This is a genomic window from Paenibacillus sp. FSL W7-1088 (genome assembly GCF_037969855.1).
Taxonomy (GTDB): Bacteria; Bacillota; Bacilli; order Paenibacillales; family Paenibacillaceae; genus Paenibacillus.
Genome location: NZ_CP150216.1, coordinates 3415373 through 3433411, shown reverse-complemented (window position 1 = coordinate 3433411; position 18039 = coordinate 3415373). Strand labels below are relative to the sequence as shown.

At 45.8% G+C, this 18039-nt stretch carries 13 protein-coding genes and 1 riboswitch; of the genes, 3 read left to right on the top strand and 10 right to left on the bottom strand.

Annotated elements, in window-relative coordinates:
• Window positions 1–17: 17 nt before the first annotated feature.
• On the bottom strand, window positions 18–602 hold the full coding sequence (locus MKY42_RS15575; RefSeq protein WP_339852336.1) for a nitroreductase: 585 nt from the start codon (window positions 600–602) through the stop codon (window positions 18–20).
• Between the two features lie 11 nt (window positions 603–613).
• Window positions 614–1096: a MarR family transcriptional regulator gene (locus MKY42_RS15570; RefSeq protein WP_090897809.1), complete on the bottom strand. Its 483-nt coding sequence runs from the start codon at window positions 1094–1096 to the stop codon at window positions 614–616.
• A gap of 241 nt (window positions 1097–1337) precedes the next feature.
• Window positions 1338–1419, top strand: a riboswitch (ZMP/ZTP riboswitch).
• 51 nt (window positions 1420–1470) lie between these two features.
• Between MKY42_RS15570 and MKY42_RS15565 the strand changes: the two genes are divergently transcribed.
• The 3 genes from MKY42_RS15565 to MKY42_RS15555 all read left to right on the top strand — a co-directional run bounded on the left by MKY42_RS15565 (window position 1471) and on the right by MKY42_RS15555 (window position 4082).
• Window positions 1471–2322: a tetrahydrofolate dehydrogenase/cyclohydrolase catalytic domain-containing protein gene (locus MKY42_RS15565; RefSeq protein ID WP_090897806.1), complete on the top strand. Its 852-nt coding sequence runs from the start codon at window positions 1471–1473 to the stop codon at window positions 2320–2322.
• A 166-nt stretch (window positions 2323–2488) separates the two neighbouring features.
• Entirely contained in the window at window positions 2489–3253 is a 765-nt protein-coding gene (locus MKY42_RS15560) for a DUF817 domain-containing protein (protein WP_090897803.1), read from the top strand.
• Between the two features lie 16 nt (window positions 3254–3269).
• The gene (locus tag MKY42_RS15555) at window positions 3270–4082 is read left to right on the top strand and encodes an undecaprenyl-diphosphate phosphatase (RefSeq protein WP_339852331.1); all 813 of its coding nucleotides are present in this window, start codon (window positions 3270–3272) and stop codon (window positions 4080–4082) included.
• 117 nt (window positions 4083–4199) lie between these two features.
• Here the strand turns inward: MKY42_RS15555 and MKY42_RS15550 are convergent, their stop codons facing one another.
• The 8 genes from MKY42_RS15550 to MKY42_RS15515 all read right to left on the bottom strand — a co-directional run bounded on the left by MKY42_RS15550 (window position 4200) and on the right by MKY42_RS15515 (window position 17990).
• Window positions 4200–4892: a hypothetical protein gene (locus tag MKY42_RS15550; RefSeq protein ID WP_339852328.1), complete on the bottom strand. Its 693-nt coding sequence runs from the start codon at window positions 4890–4892 to the stop codon at window positions 4200–4202.
• 267 nt (window positions 4893–5159) lie between these two features.
• Window positions 5160–5834 carry a bacillithiol biosynthesis deacetylase BshB2 gene (bshB2, locus tag MKY42_RS15545; protein WP_090902303.1) on the bottom strand — a complete coding sequence of 225 codons (675 nt, stop codon included), beginning with the start codon at window positions 5832–5834 and terminating at the stop codon, window positions 5160–5162.
• Window positions 5835–5857: 23 nt separating this feature from the next.
• On the bottom strand, window positions 5858–6202 hold the full coding sequence (locus MKY42_RS15540) for a YojF family protein (protein ID WP_024631702.1): 345 nt from the start codon (window positions 6200–6202) through the stop codon (window positions 5858–5860).
• Between the two features lie 101 nt (window positions 6203–6303).
• Window positions 6304–7221, bottom strand: a complete 918-nt coding sequence (locus MKY42_RS15535) for a deoxyribonuclease IV (protein ID WP_177185702.1) — start codon at window positions 7219–7221, stop codon at window positions 6304–6306.
• A gap of 217 nt (window positions 7222–7438) precedes the next feature.
• Window positions 7439–9910 (bottom strand): family 43 glycosylhydrolase, encoded by a 2472-nt coding sequence (locus MKY42_RS15530; RefSeq protein WP_339852325.1) that lies wholly within the window; start codon window positions 9908–9910, stop codon window positions 7439–7441.
• Window positions 9911–10270: 360 nt separating this feature from the next.
• Entirely contained in the window at window positions 10271–11131 is an 861-nt protein-coding gene (locus tag MKY42_RS15525; protein WP_339852323.1) for an NAD(P)-dependent oxidoreductase, read from the bottom strand.
• Between the two features lie 34 nt (window positions 11132–11165).
• A complete protein-coding gene (locus MKY42_RS15520) occupies window positions 11166–12389 on the bottom strand; it encodes an enolase C-terminal domain-like protein (RefSeq protein WP_339852321.1) in 1224 nt (407 codons plus the stop codon).
• A gap of 45 nt (window positions 12390–12434) precedes the next feature.
• A complete protein-coding gene (locus tag MKY42_RS15515; RefSeq protein ID WP_339852318.1) occupies window positions 12435–17990 on the bottom strand; it encodes a glycosyl hydrolase family 28-related protein in 5556 nt (1851 codons plus the stop codon).
• Window positions 17991–18039 lie beyond the last annotated feature (49 nt).

Genomic DNA, 18039 nt, shown 5'->3' with positions numbered 1-18039 from the left:
TTTTACATCCTCCCCTTCTATGTAGTCTGACGCTGCAATACAGTCCACTTCTGCTCAGCTGGTGTTCTTTTTCGGCTTCTTGGCGCTTTGTCGTAATATCCCATATGAAGAATGCCAACAAATCTTTCATCCTCACGCAGTCCAATTCCTCTGAAAAAGCCTTCATTTTGAATCATGGACTCTGTATCCCACAGCATTCCTAACCCTTGTTCCCAGCCCAACAGTTGGAAGCTCTGCATCATCCCGCAGGCAGCCGCATAATTGCGGTCATTGGTCAGACGATCCGGTCCTACAGTCGACATAACAATGACGTGAGCAGGAATATCGGTAAACCTCTTTTTAAACACATCCAGCAGTTTTCCCGGAATCAACTTGCCGAGCTTGCTCTGCGACATCTCTTTCAGCATGCAGTCCACCAACCGTTTGCGTGCTTCGGGAGTTCCGGCATAAACAACACGCCATGACCCAGCTTCAACAGATGGTTGAAGTCGTGTGGCCTTGTGCAGCAATTCAACAACCAACTCCTGCTCCACCGGTGCAGAATTGCATTTACGAATACTTCTTCGTTCCCTGATCAATGCTGCCAGACTCAAGTGTTCCACTCTCCTTCAGTTTATCTGGATTCCATATGCATGCTGCTGTCTTGAAGAAATTGATGTATGATTTTCAGCTCCGGTTCCGAATATTTGTCCAAAGCACGATAGAACCGTTCAGCCTCAAGCACATGTAAACGTTCATGTAGTTCAAAGATCTTTTTTCCTTGCGGCGACAACCGGAAATAGCTCTCCTTCTTGTTGTCATTCATTTTCGTACGTTTGACGAAGCCTTCCTCCAGCAGTTTGTTGCCGATCTTGGTAATGCTTGCTTTGGACAAATTCATCGCGTCGGCAATACCTGTGTTGTTAATAGGCTCATGCTTGCCAATGCAGTCTATCATATGAACCGCGGTCAGGTGCTGTGGGATTTTGTCGATGCTTTCCCGCTGGGCGATACTTAGAAAATGTTCAATTTCCGTATCCTTGTGATTCTCATATACATGTAAAAATCGAATAAATTGGTCATACACTAACTGTTTAGTTCGATCGTTTGAATCCATTCAGTTATCGCTCCTTATTTACTAATAAACAATAAAAAAACCTTAAATGATTAAACTAATCCAGGAATTCAATATAAAATAGTTTACTGGTTAACAATATATCACAACTGATAACCGTTATCAACTATATGACGAAGATTGTGGCTACCTGGAAAACTGATACCCTATACAAATCAAAGTGAAATCCATTAACTATTGAACAATTCTTCTTTTTCAAGTACTATCAATCTAAACAATTTAAACGATCATATGTAACTGGCGAACACGGTGAACCGTGAGGGAGCATATGGTTTTGTAATAAGCCGTACGCCTGGGCAGAGGTAAGGAATATTTATTTCCTTGCCTCTTTTTTATGTTGAAGGGGCGATGTGAAAATGAGTACTGACACACTGATCTTAAATGGACAAACGGTAGCGGATTTTATGAAGGAAGACATGGCCTCGAAGGTTGCTATTCTGAAGGAAAAAGGCATTCAGCCTTGTCTCGCTACCATTCTCGTCGGAGATGATCCTTCCTCAGCAACCTATGTGCGTATGAAAGGAAATGCTTGTGCGCGCTTAGGCGTGCATTCCATTAAGGTCGTTCTTTCTGCGGATACCACCACAGATGAATTGATTCAAGAAATTAACAAGCTCAATGAAGACCCTTCTGTACACGGTATTTTGCTTCAGCACCCTGTACCGAATCACATCGATGAAAGAGCAGCTTTTGATGCCATCAGCATCGAGAAAGACGTTGATGGTGTAACGACCCTTGGTTTCGCACTTAATGCTTTTGGAGAAGCCGAATTCCCTTCCTGTACCCCACAGGCTATTATGCGTATTCTGGATTTCTACAATATTCAGATCGAGGGCAAACATGCAGTTGTCATCGGAAGAAGTCCAATTCTGGGCAAACCTGTCTCAGCCATGCTGCTAAACCGGAATGCAACGGTGACGACCTGCCACTCCAAAACCGTGAATCTGGAGGAAATCGTGAAGCTTGGCGATATCATTATCGCAGCCGTAGGCAAACCCCTCTTTGTTAAAGGAGACTGGATTAAACCAGGCGCTGTCGTTATTGATGCAGGTTATAACAAAGGCAATGTCGGAGATGTGGACTACGAAGCTTGCTTCGTTCCTTCTTCAGCAATTACACCTGTACCGGGCGGGGTTGGTCCAGTAACGATTGCGACGCTCATCGAACATACGATTAAATCTGCCTACAAGTTGTCTGAAAATGCATAATTGAATTAGCGCAAAAACCAGGTCCCTCCAGTGACGAGGGGCCTTATTTGTATTTGATTAAGCTCGAATTGAAAATAGGAAAATATATAGATCTTTTTTTCTCTTTTTACAATCGGACCATATCTATATTATTATGAACAAGGCTTGGGAAGGAGATAAGCATAACTTGAAACCTTTAGTACAGCTCCTGCATTTTGGTTATCATCAGGCGATGAGTTGCATTTTTCCTGTGGCGATCTTTGGAACGTTGGCCCTTTCTAGCGTAATTCAGATACCCTTTCTTTATCGCTATGATGCCATTCTGCTTGTTTTATTAACAGTCCAATACCTTATGTACCGGAGCGGATTGGAAACACGTGATGAAATCAAAGTCATATGTATATTTCACGTGATTGGATTGGTACTGGAGATGTATAAGGTGTGGATGGGTTCCTGGTCATACCCTGAGCCTGGTTATACCAAGCTCTTTGGTGTCCCTCTTTATAGCGGATTTATGTATGCAAGTGTAGCAAGCTTTATGTGTCAAATATGGCGCAGATTGCGTATGGACATGACAGGCTGGCCGGGATTTGCATCTTCGGTTCTGTTAGGGGGAGCCATCTATATCAACTTTTTCACACATCATTTTATTCCCGATTTCCGTTGGTGGTTGACCGCTCTTGTATTTATTGTTTTTCGAAAAACATGGATTATCTATCGGGTACGATTAACTACCTATCGAATGCCGTTAACACTCGCTTTTATCATCGTCGGTTTTTTCATCTGGACCGCTGAAAATATAGCTACATTTTTTAACGGCTGGAAATACCCCGACCAGCATGATTCCTGGCAGCTGGTCAGTTTTAGCAAGATCAGTTCATGGTTCCTTTTGGTGATTATTAGTGTCATCATTGTGGCCCAACTGAAATATGTCAAAGCCAATCGAAAATAATAAGTAGGAGGATATAATGGAAGACTTTATTTTATGGTTGAAATATGTGTTATTAGGTATCGTACAAGGGGCTACAGAGCCTATTCCGGTTTCTTCAAGCGGTCATTTGATTATCGTTCAACGATTGCTTGGCATGGAGCAGAACGGATTATCCTTTGAAATTTTGACGAACACCGCCTCACTGATTGCCATTATGTTTATCTTTCGGGAAGATATCAAAAAGCTTATTGTAGGAGGCTGGCGATTCCTAGTTTCTCGCAATGCGGAGTACAGAGCAGATTTTATGTTTTGTGTATACATAATTATTGGTACCCTGCCTGCTGCGATCGGGGCTGTGCTGTTCAAGGATAAAATTGAGGAAATCTTCACTTCTGTCTATACGGTTGCGATTAGTTTACTGATTACAGGGGTTGCGCTATGGCTCATTCGAAACCTTCGTGGGCGCAAAAGAGATGGAGATTTGTCTGTGAAAGACGCCATACTGGTGGGTCTGGCTCAAGCAGTGGCTCTTATTCCGGGAATAAGCCGCTCCGGTGCAACAGTCATTGCATCTATTGCTGTCGGGATGAAACAAGAAACGGCGTTGAAATTTTCCTTTATGCTCTACATTCCGATTAGCATCGGCGGGGTAATATTAGGTGCTTCTGACATTGTAACCGATCCGCACCGAGCGCAGTTGGCTATCCCTTACATTTTAGCGTTCATTACGACCCTTATCGTAACCTACTTTTCAATGAGATGGTTCATGGGAATTATGGCAAGAGGGAACTTGATTTACTTTTCATACTATTGCTTTGTCGTCGGAATTCTTTTGCTTATTTTTTTGTAAACTCGAATTTCCTTGCAACGTATAAGGGAACAACCCTCAACAGTGGGTTGTTCCCTTTTTATTGTTTTCCAAACTTGACGATCCCCGCCCTACTCGCAGATTCCGTACGAATACTCATTAAAGCTCTCCAACAACCATGGAACCCATGCCATTCGGGTCATCCATTTGTTTATGGGTGACGAGCTCTCCATGTTCGTTGAATCCCTTTATTTCATACGGAATTGTTGCGGACGAGGGTAGTGATACAAACCAGATTATGCTTTCCGGCCCCACCTCAACCATCTTGGCTTCGGTAACTACTGGTTTCTCATCCCCCTCGAACTCGACAGTTACACGCTGAATAGCCGGGTCTAATATATGTCCAAACAGCATAGGGAAAGGTGTCGATATATGATTCAATTCAGGTATGCTCATATAATCCATTGCAGACGTGAATTGAGATGATTCACCAATAGAATATCCGCCACCCCAAGCCCACTTCCATCCGAATATTATTTTCCGAGCATACTCCATCTGAAGATTGCTGTTATTCTCTTGGCCGGATTTTTGTTTAAACAAAATTATGCCCCCGTCTACCGGTTCTTGATGAATGATGTGTAATGAATTATCATTATTTCTAAACTTCTGAATCGCTTCTTCAGCAGTTTTCCCTATAGGAATATGCATCGTTTCACTCATTCCCATTGCTTTGGACATGCGCCGATCGGCTAGTCCGCCAGGTCTGTCATTCACATAAACAAATGCGATGCATGATATGAGCAAAAGTAAAATGAGTATCGCAGTAATTCGAATAATTCGTTTGCTTCGCATTTTTGGTCTCCCCCCCTGATATCAAATCATAATTTTCTGTTTGCGGCCGTGTCGTTTCATGGGTTTCCTCATTCTCTGTCATGGGAGTTGAAACCGACTCATTGGTTTGTAGAACGAAGTTCTTTCAATTGTATCACTCTTTGCAGGAACTCATCAGATTATCTCCCTCACTCCAATTAACACTCAAACAACATCACATGTTTAAAACGAAAAAAAGTCGCCATAATGGCGACTTTTTACGTGAATTAGATTGTACAGATTGTAAAATTAATCGAACTTATAGGTCCAAAATGCTTCTCTTCCAAACCGATTTCGGATTTGTTCATCGTCCAATTTCCCCTTGCCGACAAGTTCCGGCGCTTGGAATTGTGAACGGTGAGCTCGAATCGACGCCATTTTCTTGGCAAGGAATCCGCTCACGTCTTCAATCACATCCGCTTTCCCGATGCTCTCCTCGTGATTGTTCGAGAATGCACAGCAGTAGACGATAGGTCTCTCTTCAGCGGGTAATCGGCCAATCGTTCGCGTAACCGCAGCTCCGGTTGCATCATGATCGGGATGTACGCTATACCCGGGATAGAACGTAATGACCAGTGACGGTTTAAGCTCCTTGATGAGCGCCAAAATGTGGCCATCTAGCAGCTCAGGGTCTTCAAACTCGATCATTTTATCATGAAAACCGAGCATCCTTAAGTCTTGAATACCAATCGCATTGGAGGACTCTATGAGTTCATCCTTACGGATTATTGGCAAGGTGACCCGGTTGGCAAATGGAGGAATGCCCATATTACGTCCCATCTCCCCTAGAGTCAGGCAAGCATAAGTGACTTGAGCACCGCCTTCTATGTACTTCGCCAACGTTCCCGAAGCAGTGAATGCTTCATCATCCGGATGGGGAAACACAACTAAAATGCGCTGATGTTCAATCTGTTTGTTATTCATGCTTATTTGATCCTCCGCTTTCATCAGAACAATTCCCGACTAAGTTGTAAAGCTACAACCAGCTTTCCTTGACTATCGTGACCAGCCAGGATGAGTCGTTCTTGTTCCAGCTCGTCAATGTGTGTAAGTCCTTCAGCGTATATCCAGCCGTGAGTGGTTTTTAAACCAACTCGGTATGGGCCTGTGCCCGAGATAGATCCTTGCGTATATCGTATGACCGCATTGGAAATGAATGCCGACCCCGGATGCCTTGTGCTATCGAAGTGACTGGCGTAAGCACCTGACGTGAGTTCGAGGTGTAAATATAGGTCCTGATCGAGAAGTTGATTGATCCGGTGTTGGATGTCTTGAGGCTCTATTGGCTGCATGGCGGCCTCCTTTTTAGTATAAAATAACGTTCTACATCCATTTTAACATATGTCCCGTGAGAATAAACATGGAATGAGTGAGCGAATGTTTAGAATACTCTCTATTTACTGTTTTCTAAAGAATCCTCTTCCTTCTGCACGGGTTCGGAGCACTCTCTTCTTAACAAGGCAATTTCATGTCGATAAGGTGCACTTTTATATTTTATTTTGCCAATCGACGGCGTCTCAAGCAGTTTCGGAAGTGACACGAGCTGGGGATGATGTACGATATAATCCAAAGCCTGGAGTCCGATATGTCCGTGTCCGATGTTCTCATGGCGATCTTTCCTCGATCCCCGCACATTCTTGGAATCATTGATGTGCAGTACTTTCAAGCGATCAAGGCCAATTACCTCGTCAAACTGCTCAAGTACCCCATCAAAATGATGAACAATATCGTATCCGGCATCATGAACATGACAAGTATCCAGACATATGGAAATCCGTTCATTCCGCTGCACGCCATCGATAATCTTTGCCAGTTCTTCAAAGCTTGTTCCGCACTCTGTTCCCTTTCCCGCCATCGTCTCTAACGAAATCTGTACCTCCGGGTGATTATCGTCTTGTAATACTTCGTTTAACCCCCGAATGATTTGTCGAATACCGATGTTCAATCCAGCGTTTACGTGGGCTCCGGGGTGAAGAACAAGCTGATTTGATCCAAGCGATGCCGTTCGTTCGATCTCATCCCGCAAGAATTGTACGCTAAAATCAAACACCTCTCGCTTGTAACTGTTGGCGAGATTAATCAGGAATGGAGCATGCACGACAATATTGGAAATGCCGTGCTGCTTCATGTGCAAATGACCTGCTTCTATATTATATTGCGAAATAGGTTTTCGTTTCGAATTCTGCGGTGCGCCGGTGTACATCAGAAAAGTAGATGCACCATAAGAAGCGGCTTCTTTACTAGCCTGGAGAAGCATCTCTTTTCCTCCAAAGGATACATGCGATCCAATCAGCAGATCACTACTTTTCATTACCAACCACCCTCTCCTGTCGAATCCATCATTCAATTATCAATGAAATGGGTTGGATTGGCTAATGGGAAATGACGGTGGTGAAGGAGATCAGAGGAAGGCACTCCCGGGTTGCAATAACTTGTATAGTAAAAGCAAGAAAGCCGCCAATTGGCGGCTTAATATGCATTCCAGTTCTCGTTACAATCATTTTCATCCTCAACGCTTGGCTTCCGGTTCAGGGAGTAACCGATACGTTATCGAAATGTGTATGCTTGTTTGCCGTTCTAACACCGATTTTGCCATGCGTGAACGGATTCAGGCTGTTGTCTGTATAATCGATCTTCGGGTTGACCATATCATCCACATAAACTTTGATGTTTGTACCATTAACGGCAACTTTCATATGATACCAGGTATTGGTGGAATATGACTGCGCGTTGCTCTTGAGGAGTGCCCAATTATAATTCATCTTGCCCAGACTGACTCCGCTAGTGGTCAGATAAGCATAATATCCTTGTAGAGCATCATAATTGTTCTGGCCTAGCTCTGTGCCATGGGATGGATTGGACACTCTGACAAGTAAACCCCCATCTCCCCCCGAGTCAATCATCTTGATATCCGCCTCGACCGTATAATCCGCCCATCCTGTATCCCCAAATGTCGATTTGGCAGGTCCGGTGCTCCCTGCACTGTATTCACCATTCTCTACAGCCCAGGTTCCTTCAAACCGTGTCCATCCATTGTCGTCGCCGTCGTTAAAATTATCACTTACACTTGTCACATCAGCATTCTTATGAAACGTCATTCTTGAGAAATCAGCTTCGCCTGTTACGAATTCAACCTTTAATTCCCGTTGTCCAGCGTTTAAATAGACCTTTTTCTTGGAAATACTTTTCCAATTATCCCATCCGCCCGTATTAGGTACATTGACGATACCCGTTAAGTCAGTCGAACCATCCCACACTCGAATCTGAGCCCCGTCCAAAGAAGTAGCCATGCGAAAATCAATATTGTAATACCCACTTGACTCCACGTTTACTTTGTATTTGTACCATTCTCCGGTCTGATTCCAGCCCAAGTTGAACAGTCCTTCGTTATTCAGGCGAATATCCCCGGCATCAGTCCGATAAGCCCCGCCCAGGTTCCCAGCCGTTGTATCGTGATAAGCGACACCTTCGCCTCCTTTCATATAATGAACGGCCTCGATTGTACCTGGAATTGGCTTGGAGGCATTCCATGCACTGCTTCCGTTTACATCGTTGTTAAAAGCAGTATAGCCGAAGTCCGCATGCGTATCCTCTGTCAGAACACCAATTTTGCCTGCTCCTATATTGGCGGTACGCATTGCTTTGAACATACCATCTACGTAGTATTTAAACGTTGATCCCGATTTTTCTATCCGTATGTTATGCCATTTCGAATAATTGAAGTCGGCAGGCAGATCGAATGTTTGCCAAGCCTGATCTACACCGTTAATTCGGAAAAATGTCTCAAGTCTTTTGTTTTTCGAACTGATCAGCGCAACACCGTAATTGTTCTCATTCGTATAGGAGAATGTAGCGCCGTATCTCGGATTGGTGGACGTTCCCCGGTTCATTTCCTTCATGTTAAATTCAGCTGTATAATCCGACGCGCTGCTCGAAGCGGTCACTTGTTTATACCAAGTTGAGCTGCCCATTGAATTTTGCCACATGAGTTCCTGATTGTAGATGCCCCAATTACCACCGTTCACGTTGGACCACTTGCTTCCGATTGCAGAACGATCGAAGTAGTCATAGAACACAGGCATTTCTGGATTGGGTTGATCCGTTGATGTCGGACCTTGCACAATCATCTTGTCGTTATTCCATACAATTCGGTCCATGTTCAGATGCCGCAGCGGTCCAATAATTCCGTTACCTTCCAAATTGTGATACATCATATAGTGAGTGTCCAGATTAGGTCCTGTTACTACAGTGTTGTGTCCCAACCCCATGGTTGGGCCCTCCGTACGAATTAATACCGGGTTTGTGCTATCAGTAACATATCCGGACCTCGGACCTGTGGTGCTAACAGCCACATCGACCCGATATCCTTTGCTAAATACATGGTTACCTGTATAAGTCATATAGTATTTTCCATTTCGTTTGAAGACGGTTGAACCCTCCGTCCAGCCTCCCATCCCCACTCCTGTTGACGCACTCGCTCCGATCTCAGTCGGACTGCTCATTGGTGCTGCGTCTATACGTCCCTGTGCGGCATGATAGAAGCTGAACGAACCATCATCGTCAACGAACACATTACCGTCAATCGACTTTCCAAGGTTGCCCGTTACTACATTGAAGGGTCCGGTAGGACTTGTGCTGCTCAGCACGTAATGACCTTTTCCGGCAGGTGATGTATACATGTAGAACATGCCATTCCAGTAAACGACTTCAGGAGCATAAGCTCCGTGCGTAATGGGATCTGTTGCAGCTAATCCACGGTACGACCAATTCACCAGGTCTTTGGAGCTCCAGACTTTGACACCGTCGTCCGTATCTCTTGTGCTTACATACAGGTAATAGTATCCATTAAATTTCAATACATAGGGGTCCCCGAGTCCATATTGTCCCCATTCATCCGGTAACGTTTGCGGATTTTGATAGGCTGTGGCAGGGAGTGGCACCGACGAAACCATTAATAAAATAACCATCATCATGAACATGAATCGACGACTCTTCCTCACATGATTTCCTCCTAGTCTGTTTTTTGTTATCGCTTACAAATACATCAAGGTTCTCTACGTACGCTTCTGTCTTACATCCGAAGAACTTGTTTTCTTCTGCACAACGGCTAACCCTCATAACCGTATGTACAGACTTAATCCTGTCTCTTCATCGGGTGTTGAAATCTAGCATAAAGTAAGCCGTTACAAATAGAAATAACATTTCGTTGTCATTCATTTGGCATTTTGTTGGAAAAAAGGGCTTATCTTTTTTAGAACTCACTCGTTCATATTTACAAGAAAAAACCTCAGGAAAACTCTCCTGAGGTTTAGACGTCTATCCCGTTTCTTACGTATTAGCATAGTATCCCCCTATTCATATTAGTTGCGCGTAAGCTGCTCCTGTTCTTCATCCGCCCACGAATGCATCGGACCACCCCAGGATAGAACGCTTTTCACCATTCCATTACTAACAATGGCTTCTCGATTAGAGAAAGGTATTCGTAGATCTTTGACATCGGGATAGAAGGTGGCGAGCAATTCTGTCGTTTGGCGATCACTTAACGTATCATTAGCAGTAACATTAACGTGAACAGCCCCATCATAATCAGCGTGCAGAGCAGCCAAACAAGCATCCACGGCATCCCTGATATCAATGTAGCTCCACAATATGTGCTTGAACGTTTCCGCTTTCGCAATAGCCAGATGTCTGTACTCTCCTGGTCCAACAATCATTGAAAAACGGAGGGAAATCACCTGCATCCCGCTTCTCCGATGAAACATCTCGGCAGTGACCTCATTAACGATCTTGGACAGGCCGTAACATTCCTGCGGCTGTTGCGGATGCTGTTCATCCACCGGGAAATAATCGGGAGCGAAGGGTTTGTTGGCCCAGGCAAATCCGTAGGATGATTCACTGGAGCCCATGACTACCTTTTTTATACCGAGCAAAGAGGCTGCTTCCAGCACATGGTATCCGGAAAGTGTATTATTAGCGAAAATGTAGGAGTGTGGGTAGTGAAGCGGGGCAGGAATCGCTGCCAGATGGATAATCGCATCCACTCCGGCAAGCGCTCCCACGACTTGACCATAATCGTTCAGATCGACAATAATCTGTCTGCAACGCACCCGGTCAGACAGGTGTTTATCCAGCGATACGACATCATGACCTTGTAATTGCAGCTTCTCAATGACCTGTGAACCCAGCTTTCCGCCTCCGCCTGTAACTGCAATCGTCTTCATTCCTATATCTCTCCTGTCTGTTCTTGTCACTTCGTTAGGGTCGCACTAATGTCCCATCCGCTTTGCGGTCCAGAGGATACGGCCGATGATATTTGTTGGGATCCCATGAGTCACTTCGTAATGATTTGGCCTTCACTTCATCCAGTTCAATGCCCAGTCCCGGTTTATTGGAAGGATACAGATATCCGCCCTCTCTGACGATATGTCCCGGGAATGCCTGCAACTCATGAGGTTTAAAATGATTGATTTCCTGGATACCAAAGTTCCACAGGGCCATATCCAGATGGACAGCAGCTGCCTGGTTAACAGGATCATTCTCCCCACCCTCCTGCCAGGCTGTTCGTACTCCGTAGGCTTCGCCCAGCGCAGCGATCTTGCGACAAGCGCTGATTCCGCCTGCTTTCGATACCCGAACTCTGATAAAATCGATCAACTTCTCTTGAATCAAACCGGTCCACTCCTGAGGATTAACAAATAATTCTCCCACGGCCTGCGGCGTAGCACTCTGTTGACGAAGCTGTCGATACCATCCGATCTGTTCCGGCGCAAGTGCATCTTCCAGAAAGAATAGATGATAAGGCTCCAGCCGCTTCGACAGCTGAATGGCATGAATGGGAGATAGATGCTCATGCACATCATGAGTAAACTGAATCCCATTACCAAATTCCAGACGCAACTTCTCGAACATGTCAGGGATGGCATGCAGATACGCATGTTCATCGAATACAGGACCGCTGCTCCAGGGCTCGCGCGGCAAATTTGCGTCCTCGCCGCTGACAAATCCCCCGCCACCGTAGCCTCCCATTTGCACTCGAATGACCGTGTATCCTTCTTCCATAAAACGAGAAACGTCTTCTTTCAACTCGCTGATATCAGCACCTCCGGCATGGCCGTAACAGGGAACTGCCGAACGGCAGGCCCCTCCTAACAATTGATATACCGGCAGATTCGCTTCCTTGCCCTTGATATCCCACAGGGCCATGTCAATTCCACCAATGGCCGTATGAAGTATTGCCCCATTTCTCCAATATCCGCTCATATGCATGAGATGCCACAAATCTTCAATCTGGGATGCATCCCTCCCTATGAGTAATGGTGCCAGCAGTTGTTCGATGACCTGTACCACCGCTTCAGGATTATAAAGATCGGAAGCAGAACCTAATCCGTAAAGACCATCCTGATCCGTCGAAATCTTCACAATGGTCCAGCTTCCGTCGTGCCTTGTACGTATGCATTCTATCCGTGTAATTTTAGCCATGTGCTCACTCTCCTCATCTGCTCCATTTCAATCCTATCGGAAGATTTAAGGCAAACGGTTGTATAAACGATACAGCAGCACTGCGGTCTCAGCACGTGTCATTGTATCTTCCGGATGGAAGCTGCCATTGCTTCCTTCCATAATGGTTGATCTGGTTAACGAATCAATGGCATCGCGAGCATATGCCTTAATCAAATGAGCATCTTTATAGTCATTCAGACCGGATTCACCTTCAGGAAGAGACTGCATCCCGATAACTTGCATAGCTCGGTAGATCATAACCGCTGCTTCTTCCCGGGTAATTGGAGACGCTGGAGAGAATCGATCGAGGCCAGCCCCTTGAATGATGCCCAGCGTTCTTGCGATATTTACGGACTGTTCGTAATAAACATGCTCAGGTACATCCGCGAAGCGTTCCACCTTGGTTCCCTGATCAGGTTGTAATTCTAAGGCATTGGTAAGCAGAGTTACGAAATCCGCTCGGCGGATCATGGTTTGAGGCTGATATTCTGCCTCTGACATTCCACGAATAACCCCTTTGGACACTAGAACTTCGATGGCATGGCGGGCCCATGATAGCTGCTGTATATCCTGGAATGTTCGATTATCCTGAGTAATTGCATAAACTCCGTTTTGCCGTGTTTTGAAAATCATTTGTTCCGATTTTTTGTTGAACTTCCCATTTGGAATGGAGATCATTTGCCCGTCATCCGAGATACGTTGTACTGCGAGTTTTTCCGGGTCCAGCAGTTCAGTTACATTAGGCTGATAGGGTAAATTTACTGTGATTGGCGTAATGGAATTTTGCCATGCAACAGATTTGCCATCCGATATCACAGATAATGAAATTGCAGGGCGCTCTCCTAAGTCTGATTTCATCTTGGCACTCCAAGTGCTTCGATCAGCCTTACTTAATACCAAGGTAATACGCTCTCCAATCGTTCCTTTGGTATTGGCCAGCAAATGGCTCGGAACCAGCAGCACTCCCCATGCTGTTCGCATCTCCAGCCAATGGGTAAATAGTACTTCCTGCAAAAAGCTGGATGGAAGTGTCAGAGCATACCCTTCAGCACCATCAACGGATTCGATGTCTACAACCAGCTTCTTTTTCCCATCCTGATCAGGGCTGATGCGGTTGAATGCATCCTCCATCATCTTGTTGGTGAGCTCGGCTGTTGCCAATGCAGCAGCTTTATCCAGCTTGGGCTGAAGCTGCATTGTAGCACCAGGAGCGGCGGGTGTTGGTTCATTCTTCCCTCCAGTCGTAGAGCCCCCTCCAGCACTTGGCTGCGAACCAGAACCCGAGCCTGGCTGTGGATTGGGGCCCCCGGGATTCGGATTAGAACCTGATGTAAGAGCAGCGAGTCTCACGAGTAATGAGGACTTCAACTTGCCGCCAGGTAGCAGAGTGACGAAGTTGGCTGCTGTATCTATAGAGGTAACATCTTTCTTTTGCTCCGCAGTACGAACACTCGCCTCGGCCGATTGCTCCAACAATGTCACATAATCACCCGTAAGCAGATACAAGTTTCCGAATAATCGTACATCTTTACTTGTACCGATCCCTCCATTAAACTCCATAAAGCCTGATCGTCCTTCGCCATCGTTTTCGTTGACAAGCAATGCAAAACCGATAGGTTTGTCAGGTTGGAATGAATATCCTTCCTGATGAAGTGCTGCAAAAGGCAGCGTAATTTGATAATGAGTAATATGGGTCGTCTCGTCCCGGGTGATGTTTGCTGAAGCGGATTCCATTAATCCTGTAGCAACGCCTTCCGGAGCTCGCCATCTCCATTTCGTGACGACACCTTCCTGATTCAGTGCAAAACCAAGTTCATTCACCTGTTTGCTGGCCGCACCATCCTTTTTGCCAAGGTCAATACCAAGCTGTAAACTGTCTCCTTGCCATATATCGCCATTGGTATTGGATTGATGGTGAATATCGTCCTTGACGTCCACCTTGAGAACCAAATTTTCCGCATCCCAACTTGCTTTAGCTTGAATGCTGAGGTCATTCGGACCTCCCCAGCTTCCACCGACACTGTTGTAATGCTCCGGACTAGAAACCTCAATGAATGGCAGCGTTCCAACAGCATCTTTTTGTGCCGCAAAGGATTGTGACAGTTTGACTGAAGTCTCATAACGGAATCCGTTTTCAAGCGTTACTCTGAATTTGAGCAAGTCACTTGATATATAGGGAAGCGCCACATCCATGCTTTTCCCAATGCCCAGCCCCTCAAATCGTACTGGCTTAAACATCGCCTTATACACACTCGGTTCAATCAGTTCGATCTGCCCTTGAAGCAAAGCCTCACCTGCAACATTAGTCAAAGTCAGCGTGCTTCCGGGATCACCTGGTCTGGATGGATCATACCCAAGCTGGTTCAGTTTGAGTGCCAAAGGAAACAGATTGGTCCCCGTTACTTTTCCAGGAGGGGCTTCATTCTCAATCTGAAAACCGCCATTAAACAGGTTGTTGGATATCACCATCTTCTCTACGTTCGGACCTGCAACCACATGATTCGTACGTGGCTGTTGAAAATAGGAATTGTAGAGGGTAATATCACCACCGATTGCATTAATGCCGATTTCACCAACGTTCGTGAAGTTCCCCTGCTGTATGCGGATATCTCCTCCGTGAATATCAAAGGATCTTGTTGTGTCTCCCCACATGGACGTATTGAAGAACACCGCTTTGGAGCCGAAGTCTGGCCCAACCTCCACGTATACCTTGTCTGTTGTACTCATGGAAACCAGCTCTGTATTGATAAACGAAAGACCAGCTGTTCCCGCATGTTGTAATACGGCTCCCTTTTTACTGCCATCCGTACCATGACCAATAACGACAGCTTCGGGCCCTCTTCCATTCTGTTCTTCAAAATGAATACCGTACTTTGATCCATATACAAATGTATTGAAAATAACCTGATTGGTAACATCCCCAATACGGAAGGCGTCCAGATTCTCTTTTTGATAATTCCAAATTTGATTAAATTCTTCATCATTCGATGGATGATTCGGATAATTGTTCCGACCATAATAATGCGGATTGAACTGCACATTCCGCATGTATCCTCCGTCTGACCCGCCACCAAGATATATGCCTTCCTTGAGCGGTGATCCCGCTACATAATCGATATAATGACCACTTGTATCATGGGTGCCAAAGTCGACAGCCTGATAAGGATTAACCAAGGTTGTATCGATCAGGTATACGTTTTTCCCTTGACCTTGCACAGTCCAGGCATAAGGCTTCACCGGATTGGCATCAGACCATGTTTGTTGATCGTAATAGACGGATAATCCGCGTAATCCTGCTGCTTCCTCTAGCTGAATGAAGGCATCGGCATCCGGAGCATTTTCTCCATAGTTTGTAAAGATAACGGTTCCATTCCCGATCGTATGATGAGGTACATCATAATTGCCCCGCAGTTCTACGGCAGTCGGGACCACCAAAGCCTGTTCAACGCGGTATATGCCAGCCGGCATATAGACCGTTCCTCCACCTGCCGCTTCGGCATCATTCAATGCCTGTTGAATAGCTTGGGATGAATCCGTACTCCCTGTGTTATCAGCCAAATAGGGCTGGCTCACTACGTTAAACAATTCGCGAGTACCCGGCTTGGGCTGCACTGCAATATCCACTGAAGGAACATCGGGGATGGTTTCCAACACCAAATTTTCTTCCTGATGGATGTTCAGTTCCGCCGAGGTACTTTCATCGTTCACCGCAAGGTTGCCTTCGTGTCCGGAATGTATGGCATTGATTGTTGCCACATCTCCCTGAAGAAGCAGGTGCCGATCCGGCTTGGCGAAGGTAGAACTGCCCAGTATAATGGAACCACTCTTCGCAACAATGGCATAATCTCCGCTTCCTTCACCCCAATTCTCGAAAGAACTGCTCTCAAAGGACAACGTTCCACGCCCTTCATTCACAACCGCATGTTTGGGCTCCCCGCCCACCGTTACGCTGTTAAACTGGGCAATGGAGTGAAAGCCTTCCGTTGCATAAATGGCTACAGGATTCGGACCAGCACTCGCTTCGAATTGGCTGTCTGTCACCAGCAATCCATAATCATTGACGCCTTCAATCTTCAGCGCTACGTTGCAGTCGTCGATCTGAATCTTGTACAGCTGCGCATTGGCTGTTTCAAGGCTTCCGGTTCTTGTCGTGATTCGTATCCCTGTCTTATAACCCGAGATATGAATATTCGACATATACTCCCAATCCGAGCGCCCCATTACGATACCTTCGGATTGCTGTATCATATATTCACTCAATTGAGATTGCTCAGGTGCTCCTGGCAAACCAGAGTTCGCCCATACATTCGGGGACAGGTGAAGCTCTTCCAGTCTCCCAATGTCTGTTGTGAAATCCAGAAAGATACCTGTTTTCAGTGTGGTGCCGTATACATCCTTCACATAATGAAGTTCGTTCCATTCCGGGCCAATCTTAATCCCCTGGTACGCATTGACGAGTGTTACATTTTTCACCGTAGCACTGTCACCTGGGAGCTGTTCCATCGTCCATGGATAGGCCACCGGGTTATTCATATTCTGTTCGGGATACCAGATCGACACATGTGTTACTCCACTGGAAGGCTCCATCTTTATGAAGCTGTTCCCGTTAGCTTGACCTTTGCCGCCATATACAGCAAGGATTGTACCTTTGACTAACCCGCCATACTCGTCGGGATTCCCCCAATCTCCGCGAAGTGTAACGCCTGTTGGAATAACCAGCTCTCCGGTTAATTTATAGGTTCCGGATGGTACGAACACAACTCCGCCACCTTGATTTCCGGCTATTACCAGCGCTTCTTTGAAAGCTTCAGTATCGTCCGAGACACCGTCCCCTATTGCTCCATAATCGGTTACGCTCCGATCTGCAATGACGATATCTGATGTAGGGAATTCCGTATCATAGACCTTGGTCTGAGTCCCCGTCTGCTGCTGAGGCTGCTTATGGACGGTTACTTTCGCCAGATGAAGTTCCGGATTGTTGGCTGGTGCCCCTGCGCCGCTAACCCCGATCCGAAAATCCGCATCATGAGTGCGGTTACCGAAATTGGCATCGCTGAGCTTGAAGGTATGTGTCTTCCAGGTTCCCGTATTTTCATACCGGAACAAAGGAGCATCCTTGAAACTGGATTGCTTCGAATCGTATTGCAGAGACATCGCACCACTATCGCTATCGTAATATTCAACAGTGACGAACACGTCCTGATCGGTATTTTCAAACAAATATTCATCCGCAACATTGAAGTAAAAATACAGGATGTTATCGGCCGGATTTGTTGGATTCACCGTCTGATTGGTTTTCCAATACGCCTTGCCGTCAAACATCCCCACTTGAAGCCCTGCTGAAGGTCCATCGCCGGGACGAGCCGTTATGCCCTGCTGCACAGGAGTTTCCCCCAATGTAATACTTACTGAGTCAGGTGACACATCATTTGGATGGACGTCTCCCTGTTCAGTAATATCTCCCCCCTCTGCTGCCGCATGTGTGGTTGCTGGTGTGATGTATAGCCCTGAACATAACATGACAATCGTCAACAGCACTGAAATGGTACACCTGGCACCTAACCTTAATCGTTTGTTCACAATCGTACCTCCCATTCACTTGATCATGTAATCAAGCTGCACGAAAACA